Origin of the sequence: Streptomyces sp. NPDC020422 (assembly GCF_044386705.1) — a bacterium.
Taxonomy (GTDB): Bacteria; Actinomycetota; Actinomycetes; order Streptomycetales; family Streptomycetaceae; genus Streptomyces.
Window position 1 is genome coordinate 189,161 of the sequence record NZ_JBIRVJ010000005.1, and the last position, 18,766, is coordinate 207,926.

The following is an 18,766-nucleotide window of genomic DNA, read 5'->3' on the forward strand; positions in this document are numbered from 1 at the left end:
AGCGGCCCGAAACAGTCCGGCCCTGAGGCTCCCCGGGTCCCGTCCGGCCCCGAGCCCCACCGCCCCACGAGTCCCGAGGAGTCACACCATGGGCGCCACCGCCCCGCTGCCCGTCACCGACCGGTTCATGGAGGTCCTGGAGCGCCTCAGCGAGCGTTCCGTCGAGGACTACTACAACCCGTACCAGACCTTCCAGTGGCCCGAGACGCTGGAGGAGGACCGGTACTGGATGACGCCGGAGCTGCTCACCGTCTACGGCACCGAGCACTTCGACACCCTCGGTGAGGAAACGCTTCAGCGCCTCTCGAAGTGGGAGTCCGTCAACTTCTACAGTCTCAATGTGCACGGCATCCGCGAACTCCTCATCGAGGTCGTCGGCCGCATCCACATGCCGGGCTTCGAAGTGCCGTCGGACTTCTTCCACCACTTCATCGGCGAGGAGAACGAACACATGTGGTTCTTCTCCGAGTTCTGCCGGCGCTACGGCAACAAGATCTACGGCTCCACCGCCATGCGCGCCGACGCCGCCTGGGAGCCCGAGGTCGAGAACTTCCTGGTCTTCACCCGCATCCTGTTCTTCGAGGAGCTGGTCGACCACTACAACTCCCGGATGGCCAAGGACGACTCCCTGTGCCACACCATCCGCGAGGTCAACCGCATCCACCACCAGGACGAGTCCCGCCACATCGCCTTCGGCCGCGAGCTGGTCTCGCTGCTGTACCAGCGCATGTGCCAGGCCGTCGGCGCGGAGCGGGTCCGTGAGGTGGAGGCGTACCTCAAGCGGTACGTCGTCTACAGCACCAACTCCCTCTACAACCCCCACGTGTACCGGGACGCCGGCATCCCCGACCCCCTCGCGCTGCGCAACGCCCTCGTCGCCGACGAGCGCCGCCGGCCGCACGAGCGCAAGGCGATCCGCAAGCCGCTGTCCTTCTTCCTGAAGACCGGGATCTTCACCGACGACACGCTTCCCGTCGTCTGAACCAGCTCCCACCCGAGAGGTGACGAGACCATGACCTTGACGAGCCCCGAGACCGTCGGGGAGACCAGGGGCCTGCCCGCCTTGGGCCCCGAGGGGACCCGCCTGCTGCGGCTCCTCGACGACACCTTCGAAGGCTGGGGGGTGGCCGCGGGCGCCCGTCCGATGACCATGCCCCCGCTGCTCCCGGCGGCCGACCTGGCCAAGCTGGACTACTACGACAACTTCCCCCACCAGGCCGTCGTCGCCACCTCGCTCGACCTGGAGCGACGCACGACGGACCCCATCTCCGCCGACACCGGCCGCTTTCCGACCGCCGCGCTCGAACCCGCCGCGCTCGGACTGCCCTCGGCGTCCTGCTACGCCGTCTACCTGACCCACCAGGGCACCCGGGTCGCCGACGACACCCTCGTCACGATCTGCTCCTGGTGCTACCGCAAGGAGACGCACTACGAGGGCATGCGGCGCCAGCTCGGCTTCCGCATGAGGGAGATCGTGGCCATCGGCGCGCAGACGCACGCCGAGCGGCACCTGGCCTCGTTCACCGCGAGGATCCACGCCTTCGCCGCGGCGCTCGACCTGCCGCTGCGCAAGGAGGCCGCCTGCGACCCCTTCTTCGACAAGGGGACGTCGAAGGCCGTGCTCCAGCGGCTCACGCCGGTGAAGTACGAGTTCCTGTACGAGGACCTGGCCATCGCGTCGGTCAACACGCACCGGAACTTCTTCGGCGACCGCTGCGACATCACCCTGGAGTCGACCGGCGCGCCGGCCTTCACCAGCTGTGTCGCCTTCGGCCTGGAGCGCTGGCTCTCGGCCCTGACCCGGCGCCACGGCAGCTGGGAGTCCGCCACCCGGGCGGTGCTCGACGCGAACGCCCGCCTGCGGGCCGATGCGAGTGTCGCGGCCGGGCCGGTGATCTGACGTGCCGGCCCGTCCCGTGGCCCCGCCGGCGGGCGGCCTGGGCTGGGCGAACCTCGGCATGGACATCGTGTCCGTCAACCGTGTCCGCAGGCTTCTCGCGCAGTACGGGGAGAAGTTCTTCGAGCGGATGCTCACCCCCGGTGAACTCGACGACTGCCGCACCTCCGGCGGGCTCGACGTGCTGAGCCTGTGCGGGCGGATCGCGGCGAAGGAAGCGGCCTTCAAGACGTTACGCGTCCGCGGCAGGTTCCTGCCGTGGCCGGACATCGTCGTACGGCGCTCCGAGGGCGGCTGGCCGCTGGTGGAGCTGCACGGGCCCGCGGCCGACATGGCCGCCGAGTCCGGCATCTCCGAGATCACCGTGTCCATCAGCCACGACGTGGACTACGCGGTCGCGGTCGCCGCGCCGATCATCGCCCCCACCCCCTCCGCCCCCACCCCCCTTCCAAGCACCAGCAGTAGCTAAAAGGAGAAGCATCATGGCCGACGGCCTGCAGACGGTGAAGAACTGGATCCTCGAGCGCCACCCGGAGCGCGACGACATCGCGCCCGACCTCGACCTGATCGAGAACCGGCTCATCGACTCGCTGTCCTTCGTCGAGTTCGTCTTCCTGCTGGAGCAGGAGAGCGGCACCGCCATCCAGATGGAGACCCTGGAGGTCGACTCCATCCGCACCCTCGCCGCCATCGAGCAGCACTTCTTCAAGGCGGCGGTGCAGGCATGAGCCGCCGCCTGTTCACCTCGGAGTCCGTGACCGAGGGCCACCCCGACAAGATCGCCGACCGGATCAGCGACACCATCCTGGACGCCCTGCTCGCCCAGGACCCGTCCTCCCGGGTCGCCGTGGAGACCCTGATCACCACCGGTCAGGTCCACATCGCCGGCGAGGTCACCACCGCCGCGTACGCCCCGATCGCCCAGCTGGTGCGCGACGCCGTGCTCGACATCGGCTACGACTCCTCCGCGAAGGGCTTCGACGGCGCCTCCTGCGGTGTGTCGGTGTCCATCGGCGCCCAGTCGCCGGACATCGCGCAGGGCGTGGACACCGCGCACGAAGCCCGGGTGGAGGGCGTGGAGGACGAGCTCGCCGCCCAGGGCGCCGGCGACCAGGGCCTGATGTTCGGCTACGCCTGCGACGACACCGCCGAGCTGATGCCGCTGCCGATCGCGCTGGCCCACCGCCTGTCGCGCCGGCTGACCGAGGTGCGCAAGAACGGGACCGTCCCGTACCTGCGGCCCGACGGCAAGACCCAGGTCACCATCGAGTACGACGGCGACCGGCCGGTCCGGCTCGACACGGTGGTCGTCTCCTCGCAGCACGCCGCCGACGTCTCCGTCGACGGACTGCTCACCCCGGACGTGCGCGAGTACGTCGTCGAGCACGTCCTCAAGGAGCTCGTCGAGGAGGGCGTGACCCTGGAGTCCGACGGCTACCGGCTCCTGGTCAACCCGACCGGGCGCTTCGAGGTCGGCGGCCCGATGGGCGACGCCGGACTCACCGGCCGGAAGATCATCATCGACACGTACGGCGGCATGGCCCGCCACGGCGGCGGTGCCTTCTCCGGCAAGGACCCGTCGAAGGTGGACCGCTCGGCCGCCTACGCGATGCGCTGGGTGGCGAAGAACATCGTCGCCGCCGGGCTCGCCCGCCGGGCCGAGGTGCAGGTCGCGTACGCGATCGGCAAGGCCGAGCCGGTCGGTCTCTTCGTCGAGACCTTCGGCACCGGCGCACTCCCGGACGAGCGCATCCAGCAGGCCGTCTCCGAGGTCTTCGACCTGCGGCCGGCCGCGATCATCCGCGACCTGGACCTGAAGCGGCCCATCTACGCGGCGACCGCCGCCTACGGGCACTTCGGCCGGGAGCTGCCGGAGTTCACCTGGGAGCGCACCGACCGGGTCGAGGCGCTCAAGAAGGCCGCGGGGATCTGAGGGGAGCGGGAATGCGCATCGCTGTCACCGGATCCATCGCGACCGACCATCTGATGACCTTCCCGGGGTGGTTCAGCGAGCAGCTGCTCGCCGACCGCCTCGACCGGGTCTCCCTGTCGTTCCTCGCCGACAACCTGGAGGTCAGGCGCGGCGGAGTGGCAGCGAACATCGCCTTCGGGCTCGGCGTGCTCGGCCTGCGTCCCGTTCTCGTGGGCGCGGTCGGCGCCGACTTCGAGCCGTACCGGATCTGGCTGAAGGACCACGGGGTGGACACCGACTCGGTGCGCGTCAGCGAGTCGCTCCACACCGCCCGGTTCGTCTGTACCACCGACCGGGCGCAGAACCAGATCGCCACCTTCTACGCCGGGGCGATGAGCGAGGCCCGCGAGATCGACCTGCGGGAGGTCGTGGCCCGGACGGGGCGCCTGGAGCTCGTCCTGGTCTCCCCGGACGACCCCGAGGCCATGCTGCGGCACTCCCGCACCTGCCGCGAGCTCGGGGTCCCCTTCGCCGCCGACCCGTCGCAGCAGCTGGCGAGGCTCGACGGCGGGCAGGTGCGGGAGCTGGTGGACGGGGCGCGCTTCCTGTTCACCAACGAGTACGAGACCGCTCTGCTCCTGGAGAAGAGCGGCTGGCCCGAGGCGGAGGTGCTGCGCCGCGTCGGCACCTGGGTCACCACCCACGGCGAGGCCGGGGTGCGCATCCGCGGCGAGGGCCGTGCTCCGCTCGCCGTGCCTGCGGTGCCGGTCGCGGGCGTGGTCGACCCGACGGGCGTGGGCGACGCCTTCCGGGCCGGCTTCCTCGCCGGAACGCTGTGGGGCGTGCCCGAGCGGTGCGCGGCCCAGCTGGGCTGCGCGGTCGCCGCGACCGTCCTCGACTACGTGGGGACGCAGGAGTACCGGCTGCACCGGGATCCGCTGCTCGACCGGATCCGGACGACGTACGGAGTGGGCTGCACGGCTTCGCTGCTCACCCACCTGAGGGGACTGTCATGAGGGGGCTGACGTGAGTAGCGGCAGGCGTTCACTGCGGGAGGAGTTCGCCACCCGGGTGGTGGTGGCCGACGGGGCGATGGGCACCATGCTCCAGGCCGCCGACCCGACGATGGACGACTTCCGGCAGCTCGAGGGCTGCAACGAGATCCTCAACGTCACCCGCCCCGACATCGTGGCCTCCGTGCACGACGCCTACTTCTCGGTCGGCGTGGACTGCGTGGAGACCAACACCTTCGGCGCCAATCTGGCCGCCCTGGCCGAGTACGGCATCGAGGACCGGATCCACGAGCTGTCCGAGGCGGGCGCCCGGATCGCCCGCGCCACCGCCGACGCCCACACGGCCGCCGACGGGCGCCCGCGCTGGGTCCTCGGCTCCATGGGCCCCGGCACCAAGCTGCCGACCCTGGGGCACATCGGCTACGAGCCGCTGCGCGAGGCGTACCGGCAGAACGCCGAGGGCCTGCTCCTCGGCGGCGCAGACGCCCTGCTCATCGAGACCTCGCAGGACCTGCTCCAGACGAAGGCGGCCGTCGTCGGTGCCCGCCGGGCCCTGGAGGGGTGCGGCCTCGACCTGCCGCTGATCGTGCAGGTGACCGTCGAGACGACGGGCACCATGCTGCTCGGCTCCGAGATCGGCGCCGCGCTCACCGCGCTGGAGCCGCTCGGCATCGACATGATCGGCCTCAACTGCGCGACCGGGCCGGCCGAGATGGCCGAGCACCTGCGCCATCTGTCCCGGCACGCCCGGATCCCCGTCTCCGTCATGCCCAACGCCGGCCTGCCGGTGCTCACCTCGGACGGCGCCCACTATCCCCTGACGCCCGCCGAACTCGCGGACGCCCAGGAGGCGTTCGTACGGGAGTACGGTCCGGCGCTGGTCGGCGGCTGCTGCGGCACCACCCCCGAGCACCTGCGCGAGATCGTGGAACGGGTGCGGGGCGCGGCCGTGACGCCGCGCGACCCGGTCGTCGAGCCGGGCGCCTCCTCGCTCTACAGCCATGTGCCGTTCCGCCAGGACACCTCGTACCTGGCGATCGGCGAGCGCACCAACGCCAACGGTTCGAAGAAGTTCCGCGAGGCCATGCTGGAGGGCCGCTGGGACGACTGCGTGGAGATGGCCCGGGACCAGATCCGCGAGGGCGCGCACATGCTCGACCTGTGCGTGGACTACGTGGGCCGCGACGGCGTCGCCGACATGGCCGAGCTGGCGGGGCGCTTCGCGACCGCCTCCACCCTGCCGATCGTCCTGGACTCCACCGAGGTCGGCGTGTTGCGGGCCGGCCTGGAGAAGCTGGGCGGGCGTGCCGTCATCAACTCGGTCAACTACGAGGACGGCGACGGACCCGAGTCCCGCTTCGCGCGGGTCACCGCGCTGGCGCGGGAGCACGGGGCGGCGCTGATGGCGCTGACCATCGACGAGGAGGGCCAGGCCCGTACCGTCGAGCACAAGCTCGCCGTCGCCGAGCGGCTGATCGCCGACCTCACCGGCAACTGGGGGATCGACGAGTCGGACATCCTGATCGACACCCTCACGTTCACCATCTGTACGGGCCAGGAGGAGTCCCGCAAGGACGGCATCGCCACCATCGAGGCGATCCGCGAGCTGAAGCGGCGCCACCCGGACGTCCAGACCACGCTCGGTCTGTCCAACATCTCCTTCGGCCTGAACCCGGCCGCGCGGATCGTGCTGAACTCGGTCTTCCTCGACGAGTGCGTCAAGGCCGGCCTGGACTCGGCGATCGTGCACGCGTCGAAGATCCTGCCGATCGCCCGCCTGGAGCCCGAGCAGGTCGAGGTCGCGCTCGACCTGATCTACGACCGTCGCCGCGAGGGCTACGACCCGCTGCAGCGGCTCCTGGAGCTGTTCGAGGGCGCCACCGCGAAGTCCCTCAGGGCCGGCAAGGCCGAGGAGCTGCTGGCGCTGCCGCTGGAGGAGCGTCTCAAGCGCCGGATCATCGACGGCGAGAAGAACGGTCTGGAGGCCGACCTCGACGAGGCGCTCACCGGGCGCCCCGCCCTGGAGATCGTCAACGACGTGCTCCTGGACGGCATGAAGACGGTCGGCGAGCTCTTCGGTTCCGGGCAGATGCAGCTGCCGTTCGTGCTCCAGTCCGCGGAGGTCATGAAGATCGCCGTGGCCCACCTCGAACCCCACATGGAGAAGTCCGACGCGGCGGGCAAGGGCACGATCGTGCTGGCCACCGTCCGCGGCGACGTCCACGACATCGGCAAGAACCTCGTCGACATCATCCTCTCCAACAACGGCTACAACGTCGTCAACATCGGCATCAAGCAGCCGGTCTCCGCGATCCTGGAGGCCGCCGAGGAGCACAGCGCCGACGTCATCGGGATGTCGGGCCTGCTGGTCAAGTCCACGGTGATCATGAAGGAGAACCTGGAGGAGCTGAACGGCCGCGGCCTGGCCGAGCGTTTCCCCGTCATCCTCGGCGGAGCCGCCCTCACCCGGGCGTACGTCGAGCAGGACCTGCACGAGGTCTACCAGGGCGAGGTCCGCTACGCCCGCGACGCCTTCGAGGGCCTGCGCCTGATGGACGCCCTCATGGCGGTCAAGCGCGGCGTGCCCGGGGCCGCCCTGCCGGAGCTCAAGCAGCGCCGGGTGCCGAAGCGCGAGACCCCCGTCCTTCGGGTGCGCGAGCCGGAGCCGGCCGGGCGCTCCGACGTGGCCGCCGACAACCCCGTACCGGAGCCGCCGTTCCTCGGGACGAGGGTCGTCAAGGGCGTCCAGCTGGCCGAGTACGCCTCCTGGCTCGACGAGGGCGCCCTGTTCAAGGGCCAGTGGGGTCTCAAGGACGCGGCCACGATCGAGTCGGAGGGCCGGCCGCGGCTGCGCGGCTGGCTGGACCGGCTGCAGACGGACCACCTCCTCGAAGCGGCCGTCGCGTACGGCTACTTCCCCTGTGTGTCCAAGGGCGACGACCTGATCGTCCTGGACGAGGACGGAGGCGAGCGGACCCGCTTCTCCTTCCCCCGCCAACAGCGGGGCCGCCGCCTCTGCCTGGCCGACTTCTTCCGCGCCGAGGACTCCGGCGAGGTCGACGTGATCGCCCTCCAGGTCGTCACGGTCGGTTCGCGGATCGGGGAGGAGACGGCGCGGCTCTTCGCCGCCGACTCCTACCGCGACTACCTCGAACTGCACGGCCTGTCCGTGCAGTTGGCCGAGGCGCTCGCCGAGTACTGGCACGGGCGGGTGCGCGCCGAGTGGGGCATCGCCGGGGCCGACCCGGCCGGCATCGAGGGGATGCTGCGCACCGAGTACCAGGGCTGCCGCTACTCCCTGGGCTACCCGGCCTGCCCCGACCTGGAGGACCGGGCGAAGATCGCCGAGCTGCTGCGGCCCGAGCGGATCGGGGTCGAGCTGTCGGAGGAGTACCAGCTGCATCCCGAGCAGTCGACGGACGCCTTCGTCGTGCACCACCCGGAGGCGAGCTACTTCAACGCGGGGGGTCGACGCCAGTGAACCCGACCTTCTCCTTCGAGTTCTTCCCGCCGAAGACCGACAGGGGCGAGCAGACCCTGTGGGACGCGATCCGGCGGGTGGAGGCCCTCGCGCCGGACTTCGTCTCCGTGACGTACGGCGCGGGCGGCTCGTCCCGCGACCGCACGATCGAGGTCACCCAGCGGATCGTCACGGAGACCACGCTGCGGCCCGTCGCCCATCTGACGGCCGTCGGCCACTCGGTCGCCGAGCTGCGGGCGATCATCGGCGCCTACGCGGACGCCGGGGTGCGGGACGTGCTGGTGCTGCGCGGCGACCCGCCGGGCGATCCGCGCGGGCCCTGGACCGCCCACCCGGACGGCTTCACGTACGCCTACGAACTCGTCGAGCTCGTGAGGTCGTTGGGGGAGTTCCGGATCGGTGTGGCGGCCTTCCCGGAGGGGCACCCGCGCTCGGCCGACGCGCGGAGCGACCTCGCCCACTTCGTCGCCAAGTGCAGGGCCGGCGCCGACTACGCGATCACCCAGATGTTCTTCGACCCCGAGGACTACCTGCGGCTGCGCGACCGGGTCGCCGCGGCCGGCTGCGACACCCCGATCATCCCGGAGATCATGCCCGCCACCGACGTACGGCAGATCCGCCGCTTCGCCGAGCTGTCGGACGCGGCCTTCCCCGAGGACCTGGCGCACCGCCTGGAGGCGGCGAAGGACGACCCCGCCGCCGCGTACCGCATCGGCGTCGAGCACGCGACCGGGATGGGCCTGCGGCTGCTCGACGAGGGCGCCCCGGGCCTGCACTACATCACGCTCAACAGGTCCACCGCGGCCCTCGAAATCCACCGATCGGTCCAAGCCTCAAGGAGCCCCGCACGTGTCTGAGTTCAATGACGCCGTGTTTTCCGACTACAAGGTCGCCGACATCGGCCTCGCGGAGTTCGGCCGCAAGGAGATCACCCTCGCCGAGCACGAGATGCCCGGCCTGATGGCGATCCGCCGCGAGTACGCCGAGCGGCAGCCGCTGGCGGGCGCGCGGATCACGGGCTCGCTGCACATGACGGTGCAGACCGCCGTCCTCATCGAGACGCTGGTCGCGCTCGGCGCCGAGGTCCGCTGGGTGTCCTGCAACATCTACTCCACCCAGGACCACGCGGCCGCCGCGATCGCCGCCGCCGGCATCCCCGTCTTCGCCTGGAAGGGCGAGACCCTGGAGGAGTACTGGTGGTGCACCGAGCAGGCGCTGACCTGGCCGGGCGCCGACGGCCCCAACATGATCCTGGACGACGGCGGCGACGCCACGCTCCTCGTCCACCAGGGTGTGGAGTACCGGAAGACCGGCGCCCTGCCGGAGGCGTCGAACGAGGAACTCGCCGTGGTGCGGGCCCTGCTGGAGAACAGCACCCTTGACTGGGGCACCATCGCCGCTGGCATCCGCGGGGTGACGGAGGAGACCACCACCGGTGTCCACCGCCTCTACGAGATGCACCGCGAGGGCGCGCTGCTCTTCCCGGCGATCAACGTGAACGACGCCGTGACCAAGTCGAAGTTCGACAACAAGTACGGCTGCCGCCACTCCCTGATCGACGGCATCAACCGGGCCACCGACGTCCTCATCGGCGGCAAGACCGCCGTGGTCTTCGGCTACGGCGACGTCGGGAAGGGCTGCGCCGAGTCCCTGCGCGGCCAGGGGGCGCGCGTCATCGTCACCGAGATCGACCCGATCTGCGCCCTCCAGGCCGCGATGGACGGCTACCAGGTCGCGACCCTGGACGACGTCGTCGAGACCGCCGACATCTTCATCACCACGACCGGCAACAAGGACATCATCATGGCCTCGGACATGGCCAAGATGAAGCACCAGGCGATCGTCGGCAACATCGGCCACTTCGACAACGAGATCGACATGGCCGGCCTGGCCAAGGTCCCCGGCATCGTGAAGGACGAGGTCAAGCCGCAGGTCCACACCTGGACCTTCCCCGACGGCAAGGTCGTCATCGTGCTGTCCGAGGGCCGCCTGCTCAACCTGGGCAACGCGACCGGCCACCCGTCCTTCGTGATGTCGAACTCCTTCGCGGACCAGACCCTGGCCCAGATCGAGCTCTTCACCAAGACCGCCGAGTACCCCGTCGGCGTCCACACGCTGCCGAAGCACCTCGACGAGAAGGTGGCCCGGCTGCACCTCGACGCCCTGGGCGTCCGGCTGACCACCCTCCGCCCGGAGCAGGCCGCGTACATCGGCGTTCCGGTCGAGGGCCCGTACAAGCCCGACCACTACCGCTACTGATGTGTACCGAAGCCGAACGCGACAGACGTGACCCCTGGCTCCCGGACCGCCTCCTGAGGACGGAGCGGGACCTGTTGATGCCGCTGCTGCGGCGGACGCCCCCCGAGGCGTTCGAGCTGCGCACCGCCTGCCCGGGCTGGACCGCCCGGCAGGTGCTGGCCCACTGCGGGGCGGCGCTCGTCCGGATCGTCGAGGGGCGCCTGGAGGAGGGCGTGTTCCTGCCCGAGGCCAACGCCTGCGACGTGGCCGAGCGGGAGGACTGGCCGCTCGGCCGGGTCCTCGACGAGCTGGAGCGGGGTCTCACCGAGGCGGGGCCGGTGATCGCCGAGCGGGAGGACGGCAGGCTCGACGCCGTCGCGCTCGGCGAGTGGGTCCACGCCGGAGACGTACGGGAGGCCTTCGGGGAGCCCGGCGCCTACTGCGGGGACGCCCTCGACCTGGCCCTGCCGCTGCTCTCCGTCACCAGTCGCAAGCGGGAGACCCCGCGTCTGGTGGGGGTGCTCGCGGACCGGGACGTCGAGGTCGACCTCGGCAACGAGATCGAGGGCCGGCCGCCGGCCCGTTTCCACGGGGACGCGGCGACCTTGATCCGGATCTATTCGGGACGCCCGCTGGTAAGGACCCGCTACGAACTCACGGGCGCGACGGAGCAGGAACTTCTCATCTACCGCTGAGGGCCGCTCGCGGGGTTGTGGGCATGCGTTCCTCCCCCAAACTCCGTCTGGGGGTACCCCCAGGCGGAACGGGTGGGCACAACCCCCCACCGGCCGGCACCCGCCCGGCCCGCTCAGCCCGCGCATCGCCCCGGCGGACCCGCAGACGAAGGGAACCGCATGTCCACGCTCGACCGGCTCCTGCAACACGAGGCGGCACGACGCCCCGACGACCCCGCCGTCGTCTTCGGCGACGACTCGCTGTCCTTCCGCGAGCTCCACGAAGGCGCAGCCGTCCTCGCCGACTACCTCCGCACCTCGGGGGTCGCCCCCGACCACCGCGTCGGCGTCTTCGTCGAACCCTCACTCGAACTGGTGATCGGCACCTGGGGCGTGCTGTTCTCCGGCGGCGCCTACGTCCCGCTCTCCCCGGAGTACCCCGAGGAGCGCCTGCGCTACATGATCGAGGACAGCGGCGCCCGGCTCGTCTTCACCCAGGAGCGCTTCCGGGACCGCGTCACCGAGCTCGCCCCGCCCGGCACCACCGTCGTCACCCTCAAGGACGCGGTGCGGCACGCCTGGCGCACGGCCGGCGAGGAGCAGCCCCTCGCCGAGCCCGACCTGGACCCCGGCCGGCTCGCGTACGTCATCTACACCTCGGGCTCCACCGGCAAGCCCAAGGGCGTCATGATCGAGCACCGCTCCATCGCCGCCCAGATGCGCTGGATGGGCGCCGAGCACGGGCTCGGCCCGGACGCCGTCGTCGTCCAGAAGACCCCCATGTCCTTCGACGCGGCCCAGTGGGAGATCCTCGCCTGCGCCGTCGGCGCCCGCGTCGCCATGGGCCCGCCCGGCGTCTACCGCGACCCCGAGGGCCTGATCGACACCGTACGGCGGTACGGCGCCACCATGCTCCAGGGCGTGCCGACCCTCCTCCAGGCCCTCGTCGACACCGAGCGCCTCGGCTCCTGCACCAGTCTGCGCCGGGTCTACTCGGGCGGCGAGATCCTCTCCCGGAACCTCGCGGTGCAGCTGCTCGCCGAGCTCCCGGACGCCGAGCTGGTCAACCTGTACGGCCCGACCGAGTGCACCATCAACGCCTCCTCGCACACCGTGGACCGGGCGACCGTCGCCGACGGGCCCTCCGCCGTCCCCATCGGAAGACCGGCGTACGAGACGAGCTTCCACATACGCGACGGCGAGCTGTGCATCGGCGGGGTCCAGGTGGCGCGGGGGTACCTGGACCGGCCCGAGCTCACGGCCGAGCGCTTCGTCACCGCCGAGGACGGCGAACGCCTCTACCGCACCGGCGACCTGGCCACCTGGAACGAGGACGGCACCGTCTCCTTCGCCGGCCGCGCCGACAACCAGATCAAGCTGCGCGGCTTCCGCGTCGAGCTCGACGAGATCGCGCTCGCCATCGAGAACCACGACTGGGTGAAGTCCGCGGCCGTCATCGTCAAGAACGAGCCCCGCACCGGCTTCCAGAACCTGGTCGCCTGCGTCGAGCTCTCCCCGAAGGAAGCCGCCCTGATGGACCAGGGCAACCACGGCGCCCACCACCAGTCCAAGGAGTCCAAGCTCCAGGTCAAGGCGCAGCTGTCCAACGCGGGCACCCTCGACGCCGCCGCCCTCGCCGGCCGCCCCGTCGTCACCCTGCCCGGCCGCACCCCCACCGAGCGGATGCGGCGCACCGTCTTCGCCCGCAAGACCTACCGCTTCTACGAGGGCGGCCCGGTCTCCCGCGCCGACGTCCTCGCCGCCCTCGCCCGCCGCCCCGAGGGCATCGGCTCCCGGCCGGTCGGCACCCTCACCGCGGCCGACCTGGGCGGGATCCTGCGCTGGTTCGGCCAGTTCACCAGCGAGGAACGGCTGCTGCCGAAGTACGGCTACGCCTCGCCGGGCGCGCTGTACGCGACCCAGCTGTACGTGGAGGTGCGCGGCGTCGCGGGCCTGGAGCCCGGCACGTACTACTACCACCCGGTCCACCACCGGCTGTACCTGACGGAGCCGGGGACGGCCGAGGGAGACCCCCTCGTGCGCTTCGGCTTCCGCGGCAAGCGTGAGGCGATCGAACCGGTCTACCGGAACAACATCCGCGAGGTCCTGGAGATCGAGACGGGCCACATGGTGGGCCTGTTCGAGGAGATCCTGCCGCCGCTTGGCCTCGGCATCCGCCCGCTGCGCGGCGGGGCGCCGGGGGACGCGGCGGACCTGGGGGTCTTCGAGCTGGTCCCGTACGACGAGCAGTCCGTGCAGGAGGCGGAGGTCGACCTCTACGTCCAGGCGCACCCGGGCCGGATCGCGGGCCTGGCGGGGGGCCAGTACGCCTATGGCGACGGGGAGTTGACGCTCCTGGACGCCCCGGGTCTGGTGGAGCGCAAGCACGTGATCGCCATCAACCAGGCGGTGTACGAGCGGGCGAGCCTCGGCATCACGGCGATCAGCCGGACCGCGGAGCCCTGGCGGGCCTACATCGACCTGGGCCGCGCCCTGCAGCGACTGCAACTCGGCGACCACGGTCTCGGGTTCATGTCCTCCGGCTACAGCTCCATGTCCGGCAACCCGCTGCCGGCCGCCCGCCGCATGGACGAGGTGCTGGCCGCCTCGGGCCGCCCGACCGGCCCCTCGTACTTCTTCGTCGGCGGCCGGGTCAGCGAGGAGCAGCGGCTCAGCGAGGGCATGTACGAGGACACGGTCCACATGAAGGGCCCGGCGGAGATGATCCGCGACGACCTCGTCCACCACCTGCCCGACTACATGATCCCCAACCGGGTCGTCGTCCTCGACCGGCTGCCGCACTCCGCCAACGGCAAGGTCGACACCAGGGCCCTCGGCGAGCTCGCCGTCGTCAACGCCGGTCTGCACGGGCGCCCGCACGTCCCGCCGCGCACCCGCACCGAGACCCGGATCGCGGGGATCTGGGCGGCGGCGCTCACGTACGAGGACGTCGAGGCGGTCTCCGTGCGGGACGACTTCTTCGAGTCCGGCGGGAACTCGCTGATCGCGGTGGCGCTCATCTCGAAGATCAACAAGGAGTTCGGGGCGGGGACGCTGCCGCTCCAGATCCTCTTCGAGTGCCCCACCATCGAGAAGCTGGCCCACCGCGTGGACGGGGCCGCCGCGACCCCCGCCTCGCGCCTCGTCCGGCTGCACGCGGACGGCGCCCAGTCGCCCGTCTTCTGCTGGCCCGGCCTGGGCGGCTACACGATGAACCTGCGCTTCCTGGCGGAGCGGATCGGCATCGACCGCCCGTTCTACGGGGTGCAGGCGCACGGCATCAACCGGGGCGAGGTGCCGTACGCGACCATCCGAGAGATGGCCGCTGCCGACGTGGCGGCCATCCGCCGACGGCAGCCCGCCGGCCCGTACACCCTGTGGGGCTACTCCTTCGGCGCCCGCGTCGCCTTCGAGTCGGCGCACCTGCTGGAGGCGGCGGGCGAGCAGGTGGAGAACCTGTTCCTGATCGCGCCGGGCTCCCCGAAGGTCCGCACGGAGTCGGCCGCGGCCGGCGCCTCGTACGACAACCCGGGCTTCACCCGGATCCTGTACTCGGTCTTCGCCGGCGCCCTCGCGGAGGTCCCGGCGAAGGACGCGGAGGCGTTCGCCGCGTACGTCGCGGAGCGCTTCCCGGCCCTCGACCCGGAGCTGATCGCCCGGATCATCGCGATCGTGGAGCAGACCTTCGACTTCACGTACACCTTCCGCGAGCTGACCGAGCGGAAGGTCTCCTGCCCCGTGACGATCTTCAAGGCGCAGGGCGACGACTACTCCTTCCTGGAGGGCACGAGCGGCTGGTCCGCCCGCCCGCCGACGGTCGTGGAGCTGGACGCCGACCACTACAGCCTGCTGCGGGAGCCGGACCTGAAGGAGCTGGTGAAGAAGATCCGCTACCGGCTGGGGAGGTAGCCCTTTCGGGCCCGGCCGCGGTGCGGGGCGGGGGACCGGCTGGTGTGCTGGTCGGGACCCCGCCCCTCCACGCGTACGGGAGCACCAGCATGGCCGTGATCGTCACCGTCGAGATCCCCGGCGGCAGCCAGGAGATGTACGAGCGCACCCACGAGAGGCTCAGCTCCACGTCCTGGTTCCCGCCGCCGGGCTTCATCGCCCACGCGGCGGGACCCGACGGGACCGGCGGCTGGCGGATCGTGGACTTCTGGGACTCGGAGGAGGCCTTCCAGGCCTTCGTGGAGAAGGCGATGCCGATCTTCCAGGAGACGGGGATGCCGCCGCTGATGCCGAGGATCGAGCCGCTCACCAACGTCATGGTGAAGTAGCGGCGCAAATTCGTTTGCGGCCGGCCGCCGCCGGCGCGACCCTTCACCGCATGACCTCCGACCTGTTCGCCGCCGACGGGCGCCTCAAGGCGATCCCGCGCAAGCCCGCCCGCCGTGCGGCGCTCCTCGACCACCTCGCCGCCACCCTCTTCGAGCCGGCCCGCGTCTACAGCGAGCGCGAGGTCAACGAGGCCCTGAAGACCGTGCACGCGGACTTCCCGGCGCTGCGCCGCTATCTGGTGATCGGCGGGCAGCTCGCCCGGACCAAGGACGGCTCGGCCTACCGGCGACAGCCCGGCGTCCCCGCAGGAGCGACCTCCGCCGTCGCATGACGGCCGCGGCCCTGGCCGGGCTCCTCGCCGGCTACGGCATCGCGATCCCGGTCGGCGCGGTCGGCGCCTACCTGGTCGCCGTCACCGCCCGCACCGGCTGGCGCACCGGCGCCGCCGCGGCCCTGGGCGTCGCCACCGCCGACGGCGTCTACGCCCTCCTCGCGGTGGCGGGCGGCTCGGCCCTGGTCCCGCTGCTCACCCCGGTGATGACGCCCCTGCGATGGCTCTCGGCGCTGGTCCTGATCGCCCTGGCGGCCCGCGCGGCACGGACGGCGCTGCGCTCGTACCGTTCGGGCAGCCACGCCTCCCGCGACGACGGCGCGAAACCGCTGACCCCGGCCCGCGCCTACGCCACCTTCCTGGGCATCACGATCCTCAACCCCATGACGGTGATCTACTTCGCCGCCCTGATCCTCGCGACCGGCCCGGCGGCCCCCGCGTCCCTCCTCGAACGCACCGCCTTCGTCGCCGCCGCCCTCGCCGCCTCGGCCAGCTGGCAACTCCTCCTGACCACCGGCGGCTCCCTCCTGGGCCGCACCCTCACCGGCCCCCGAGGCCGCCTGACGACGGCCCTGGCGTCGAGCACGCTGATCGCGGTGCTGGCGGTGCGGCTGGTGGGGTAGGGCATGCGCGCCACCGGACGCCGGGGCGAGCCGGCTAGCCCTGCGCCGGCCTGACGTTCTGGTTGTGGTGGAAGACGTTGTCCGGGTCGTACGTCCGCTTCACGTCGGCCAGTCGGTCGTAGTGGCCGCGGTACGTGGCGCGGACGCGGTCGGGGGGTTCGTCCGCGCCGAGGAAGTTGACGTACGCGCCGCCCATCGAGTGGGGGTGCAGGGCGTCCCAGTAGCCCACCGCCCAGTCGCGGATGCGGTCCGCCTCGGAGGGTTCGGCGCTGATGCCGCCGATCACGCCGGACCAGACCGCGTCGCGGTACGCCCAGGCCGTGTCCATCGGGCCGAGCCGGTGGGCCGCGCCGTCGACCGGGTAGAGGTGCATCGTCGACAGGTCGGTGGGCAGGGCCTCCAGGAAGGTGCGGTGCGCGTCGATCGCGCCCTCGGTGATCCGGTCGAAGAAGTCCCCCCGCCAGTACCACTGCAGGCCCTTGGGGATCAGCTCGTCGAACATCGCCTGGATTCCCGGGTACGGGATCGGCGTCGCGAAGTGGAAGGCGGGCGGGGCCGGGTCGCCGACCATCGCGAAGGCCTTGGCGAGCTCGTCCTCGTCCGCCGTGCCGGTGTGGCACCACACCACGCCGCACATCCGCTTCCCGTGGATCTCCTCCGGGAACGGCGGCGCCGGCGGCACCGCCAGCGTCGCGAAGAAGCCGTTCAGCGTCTCGGGCGCCGCCGGCAGGAACTCCCGGTACCAGCGCAGCACCGCGCCGATGTGCTCCGGCTCCCACAGCGTCACCGCCAGGCCCACCGTGTCCACCGGGTGCAGCGCGAACCGGAACGAGGTGACGACCCCGAAGTTTCCGCCGCCGCCGCGCAACGCCCAGAAGAGGTCCGGGTGTTCGTCCGCCGAGGCCGTCACGAACGAACCGTCCGCCAGGACCACGTCGGCCGCCACCAGACTGTCGATCGTCAGGCCGTACGCGCGGGTCAGGTGCCCGTGCCCGCCGCCCAGCGTCAGGCCGCCCACGCCCGTCGTCGACATCACCCCGGCGGGGATCCCGAGCCCGAAGCCGTGCGCCTCGTGGTCCAGGTCCCCGAGCCGGCTGCCGCCGCCCACCAGGGCCGTCCGGGCCTCCGGGTCCACCCGCACCCACCGCATCCCCGACAGGTCGAGCATCAGCGCACCGTCCGCCACGCAGAGTCCGCCGCCGCTGTGGCCGCCGCCCCGCACCGTCAGGTCCATGCCGCTCGCGCGGGCGTGGCGCACCACCGCGCGGACGTCCGTGACGTCCGCGCACCGCGCGATCACCGCGGGCCGCCGGTCGATCATCGCGTTGTAGACCGTCCGGGCCTCGTCGTACCCCGCGTCCTCGGGCCCGAGCACCTCGCCGCGCAGGGACTCGCGCAGGGTCTCCACAGCCGTACCGCCCATGACCCACTCCTCCAGGGCACCCCTGTCGGCCGGCCGCGCTACCCCTTCAGTCTCCCCCTCGGCGTGGCACCCCGCCTCCCGGACCGGCGCCTCGGCATCCTTGCGCCATGACCGACAGCGACGAAGCCGTCCGGACCTCCGCCCGCGGCTGGCTGACGCTCCAGTTGGCGGCCCTCGGCTTCGTGGGCCTGTGCGGTGCGCTGAAGGCCGGCGGATCGGGGGCGTCCCCGGCCCCGCGCGGAGTCGAGGCGGCCGCGGGCGTGCTGGTCCTGCTCGCCCTCGGCCTCGCCGTACTCGCGGTCTACCTCGTCGGACGCACCGCCTGGCCCCCGGCGGGCGGTCCCGAGGACCCCGTCCGCGCCGCCCGCCGGCTGCGCACCGGACTGCTGCTCACCTTCGCCGGCGTCCTGCTGACCGCCGTCGCCGCCACCAGCGCCTGGTGGCCCGCCCCGGACGCGCCGGGCGCGGGCGCGGGCCCCGGGGCGGTCGAGATCACCACCTCGACGGGGCGGGTCTGTGGCGAACTCGGCACCGGAAGCGGGTCGTTGACCCTGATCGTCCAGGGGCGGGCGGTCGACGTGCCGCTCACGGACGTGACGTCGGTGACCCCGGTCGCCGGTTGCGGGAGCACATGACGGCGCGCACCGACCGGGAGGCCAGGGCGGAGAAGCGCGACCGGTCCGAGAGGAGCGAGCCGACGCTGAGGAAGGACCCGACCGAGCCGATCGAGAAGGCCGAGCCGACGGACCCGATGGACATGAAGGACCCGACGGACCCGATCGACAGGAACGAGCCCTTCGACCAGAGGGAGAGGAACGAGTCGGAGGAGCCGGAGCTTCGTCTGCTGCTCATGACCGGAGCGTAGGGCGAAGGCAGCGGGGGCCGCCACGGCATAC

The 18,766-nt window shown here is 71.7% G+C and carries 17 protein-coding genes; 16 read left to right on the plus strand and 1 reads right to left on the minus strand.

The genetic code is table 11. The features are described from left to right. Positions 1-88: 88 nt before the first annotated feature. The 14 genes from ACH414_RS14910 (at position 89) to ACH414_RS14975 (ending at position 16,447) form a co-directional block, all read left to right on the plus strand. A complete protein-coding gene (locus tag ACH414_RS14910; protein WP_386565528.1) occupies positions 89-982 on the plus strand; it encodes a diiron oxygenase in 894 nt (297 codons plus the stop codon). A gap of 30 nt (positions 983-1,012) precedes the next feature. Continuing rightward, on the plus strand, positions 1,013-1,900 hold the full coding sequence (locus tag ACH414_RS14915) for a hypothetical protein (protein WP_398942027.1): 888 nt from the start codon (positions 1,013-1,015) through the stop codon (positions 1,898-1,900). 1 nt (position 1,901) lies between these two features. Further along, the gene (gene acpS / locus ACH414_RS14920; protein ID WP_391769340.1) at positions 1,902-2,366 is read left to right on the plus strand and encodes a holo-ACP synthase; all 465 of its coding nucleotides are present in this window, start codon (positions 1,902-1,904) and stop codon (positions 2,364-2,366) included. A gap of 13 nt (positions 2,367-2,379) precedes the next feature. After that, the gene (locus tag ACH414_RS14925) at positions 2,380-2,625 is read left to right on the plus strand and encodes a phosphopantetheine-binding protein (RefSeq protein ID WP_382533020.1); all 246 of its coding nucleotides are present in this window, start codon (positions 2,380-2,382) and stop codon (positions 2,623-2,625) included. Further along, positions 2,622-3,830 (plus strand): methionine adenosyltransferase, encoded by a 1,209-nt coding sequence (metK, locus tag ACH414_RS14930; RefSeq protein ID WP_398942028.1) that lies wholly within the window; start codon positions 2,622-2,624, stop codon positions 3,828-3,830. The genes ACH414_RS14925 and metK overlap by 4 nt, the downstream gene beginning before the upstream one ends. Positions 3,831-3,841: 11 nt before the next feature. Further along, positions 3,842-4,825 (plus strand): carbohydrate kinase family protein, encoded by a 984-nt coding sequence (locus tag ACH414_RS14935; protein ID WP_382533016.1) that lies wholly within the window; start codon positions 3,842-3,844, stop codon positions 4,823-4,825. A gap of 10 nt (positions 4,826-4,835) precedes the next feature. After that, entirely contained in the window at positions 4,836-8,303 is a 3,468-nt protein-coding gene (metH, locus tag ACH414_RS14940; protein WP_398942031.1) for a methionine synthase, read from the plus strand. Beyond that, entirely contained in the window at positions 8,300-9,160 is an 861-nt protein-coding gene (gene metF / locus ACH414_RS14945; protein ID WP_398942033.1) for a methylenetetrahydrofolate reductase [NAD(P)H], read from the plus strand. The genes metH and metF overlap by 4 nt, the downstream gene beginning before the upstream one ends. Next, positions 9,153-10,562, plus strand: coding sequence for an adenosylhomocysteinase (gene ahcY, locus ACH414_RS14950; RefSeq protein WP_398942035.1), 1,410 nt, complete (start codon positions 9,153-9,155; stop codon positions 10,560-10,562). The genes metF and ahcY overlap by 8 nt, the downstream gene beginning before the upstream one ends. Next, entirely contained in the window at positions 10,562-11,236 is a 675-nt protein-coding gene (locus ACH414_RS14955; protein WP_382533009.1) for a maleylpyruvate isomerase family mycothiol-dependent enzyme, read from the plus strand. The genes ahcY and ACH414_RS14955 overlap by 1 nt, the downstream gene beginning before the upstream one ends. Before the next feature lie 159 nt (positions 11,237-11,395). Then, positions 11,396-15,124 carry an amino acid adenylation domain-containing protein gene (locus tag ACH414_RS14960; RefSeq protein WP_398942037.1) on the plus strand — a complete coding sequence of 1,243 codons (3,729 nt, stop codon included), beginning with the start codon at positions 11,396-11,398 and terminating at the stop codon, positions 15,122-15,124. Between the two features lie 89 nt (positions 15,125-15,213). Then, positions 15,214-15,492, plus strand: coding sequence for an antibiotic biosynthesis monooxygenase family protein (locus ACH414_RS14965; protein WP_382533005.1), 279 nt, complete (start codon positions 15,214-15,216; stop codon positions 15,490-15,492). 50 nt (positions 15,493-15,542) lie between these two features. Then, positions 15,543-15,824 carry a DUF2087 domain-containing protein gene (locus ACH414_RS14970; protein ID WP_382533003.1) on the plus strand — a complete coding sequence of 94 codons (282 nt, stop codon included), beginning with the start codon at positions 15,543-15,545 and terminating at the stop codon, positions 15,822-15,824. Beyond that, on the plus strand, positions 15,821-16,447 hold the full coding sequence (locus ACH414_RS14975; RefSeq protein WP_386565514.1) for a LysE family transporter: 627 nt from the start codon (positions 15,821-15,823) through the stop codon (positions 16,445-16,447). The genes ACH414_RS14970 and ACH414_RS14975 overlap by 4 nt, the downstream gene beginning before the upstream one ends. A 34-nt stretch (positions 16,448-16,481) precedes the next feature. Here the strand turns inward: ACH414_RS14975 and ACH414_RS14980 are convergent, their stop codons facing one another. Further along, the gene (locus tag ACH414_RS14980; protein ID WP_398942040.1) at positions 16,482-17,870 is read right to left on the minus strand and encodes an FAD-binding oxidoreductase; all 1,389 of its coding nucleotides are present in this window, start codon (positions 17,868-17,870) and stop codon (positions 16,482-16,484) included. 107 nt (positions 17,871-17,977) lie between these two features. Here ACH414_RS14980 and ACH414_RS14985 point away from each other — a divergent pair, with 107 nt between their 5' ends. Both ACH414_RS14985 and ACH414_RS14990 read left to right on the plus strand, forming a co-directional pair. Next, positions 17,978-18,505, plus strand: coding sequence for a hypothetical protein (locus ACH414_RS14985; RefSeq protein ID WP_391769335.1), 528 nt, complete (start codon positions 17,978-17,980; stop codon positions 18,503-18,505). Continuing rightward, positions 18,502-18,735, plus strand: coding sequence for a hypothetical protein (locus tag ACH414_RS14990; RefSeq protein WP_382532996.1), 234 nt, complete (start codon positions 18,502-18,504; stop codon positions 18,733-18,735). Before ACH414_RS14985 ends, ACH414_RS14990 begins: the two co-directional genes overlap by 4 nt. Positions 18,736-18,766 lie beyond the last annotated feature (31 nt).

Excerpts from the sequence above, each read along its gene's own strand:
- ACH414_RS14915 (WP_398942027.1), top strand. The coding sequence starts at position 1,013 with ATGACCTTGACGAGCCCCGAGACCGTCGGGGAGACCAGGGGCCTGCCC.
- metK (WP_398942028.1), top strand. The coding sequence starts at position 2,622 with ATGAGCCGCCGCCTGTTCACCTCGGAGTCCGTGACCGAGGGCCACCCC.
- ACH414_RS14985 (WP_391769335.1), top strand. The coding sequence starts at position 17,978 with ATGACCGACAGCGACGAAGCCGTCCGGACCTCCGCCCGCGGCTGGCTG.
- ACH414_RS14975 (WP_386565514.1), top strand. The coding sequence starts at position 15,821 with ATGACGGCCGCGGCCCTGGCCGGGCTCCTCGCCGGCTACGGCATCGCG.
- ACH414_RS14910 (WP_386565528.1), top strand. The coding sequence starts at position 89 with ATGGGCGCCACCGCCCCGCTGCCCGTCACCGACCGGTTCATGGAGGTC.
- ACH414_RS14955 (WP_382533009.1), top strand. The coding sequence starts at position 10,562 with ATGTGTACCGAAGCCGAACGCGACAGACGTGACCCCTGGCTCCCGGAC.
- ACH414_RS14960 (WP_398942037.1), top strand. The coding sequence starts at position 11,396 with ATGTCCACGCTCGACCGGCTCCTGCAACACGAGGCGGCACGACGCCCC.
- ACH414_RS14970 (WP_382533003.1), top strand. The coding sequence starts at position 15,543 with ATGACCTCCGACCTGTTCGCCGCCGACGGGCGCCTCAAGGCGATCCCG.
- ACH414_RS14980 (WP_398942040.1), bottom strand. The coding sequence starts at position 17,870 with ATGGGCGGTACGGCTGTGGAGACCCTGCGCGAGTCCCTGCGCGGCGAG.
- ACH414_RS14965 (WP_382533005.1), top strand. The coding sequence starts at position 15,214 with ATGGCCGTGATCGTCACCGTCGAGATCCCCGGCGGCAGCCAGGAGATG.
- ACH414_RS14935 (WP_382533016.1), top strand. The coding sequence starts at position 3,842 with ATGCGCATCGCTGTCACCGGATCCATCGCGACCGACCATCTGATGACC.
- ACH414_RS14925 (WP_382533020.1), top strand. The coding sequence starts at position 2,380 with ATGGCCGACGGCCTGCAGACGGTGAAGAACTGGATCCTCGAGCGCCAC.
- ACH414_RS14990 (WP_382532996.1), top strand. The coding sequence starts at position 18,502 with ATGACGGCGCGCACCGACCGGGAGGCCAGGGCGGAGAAGCGCGACCGG.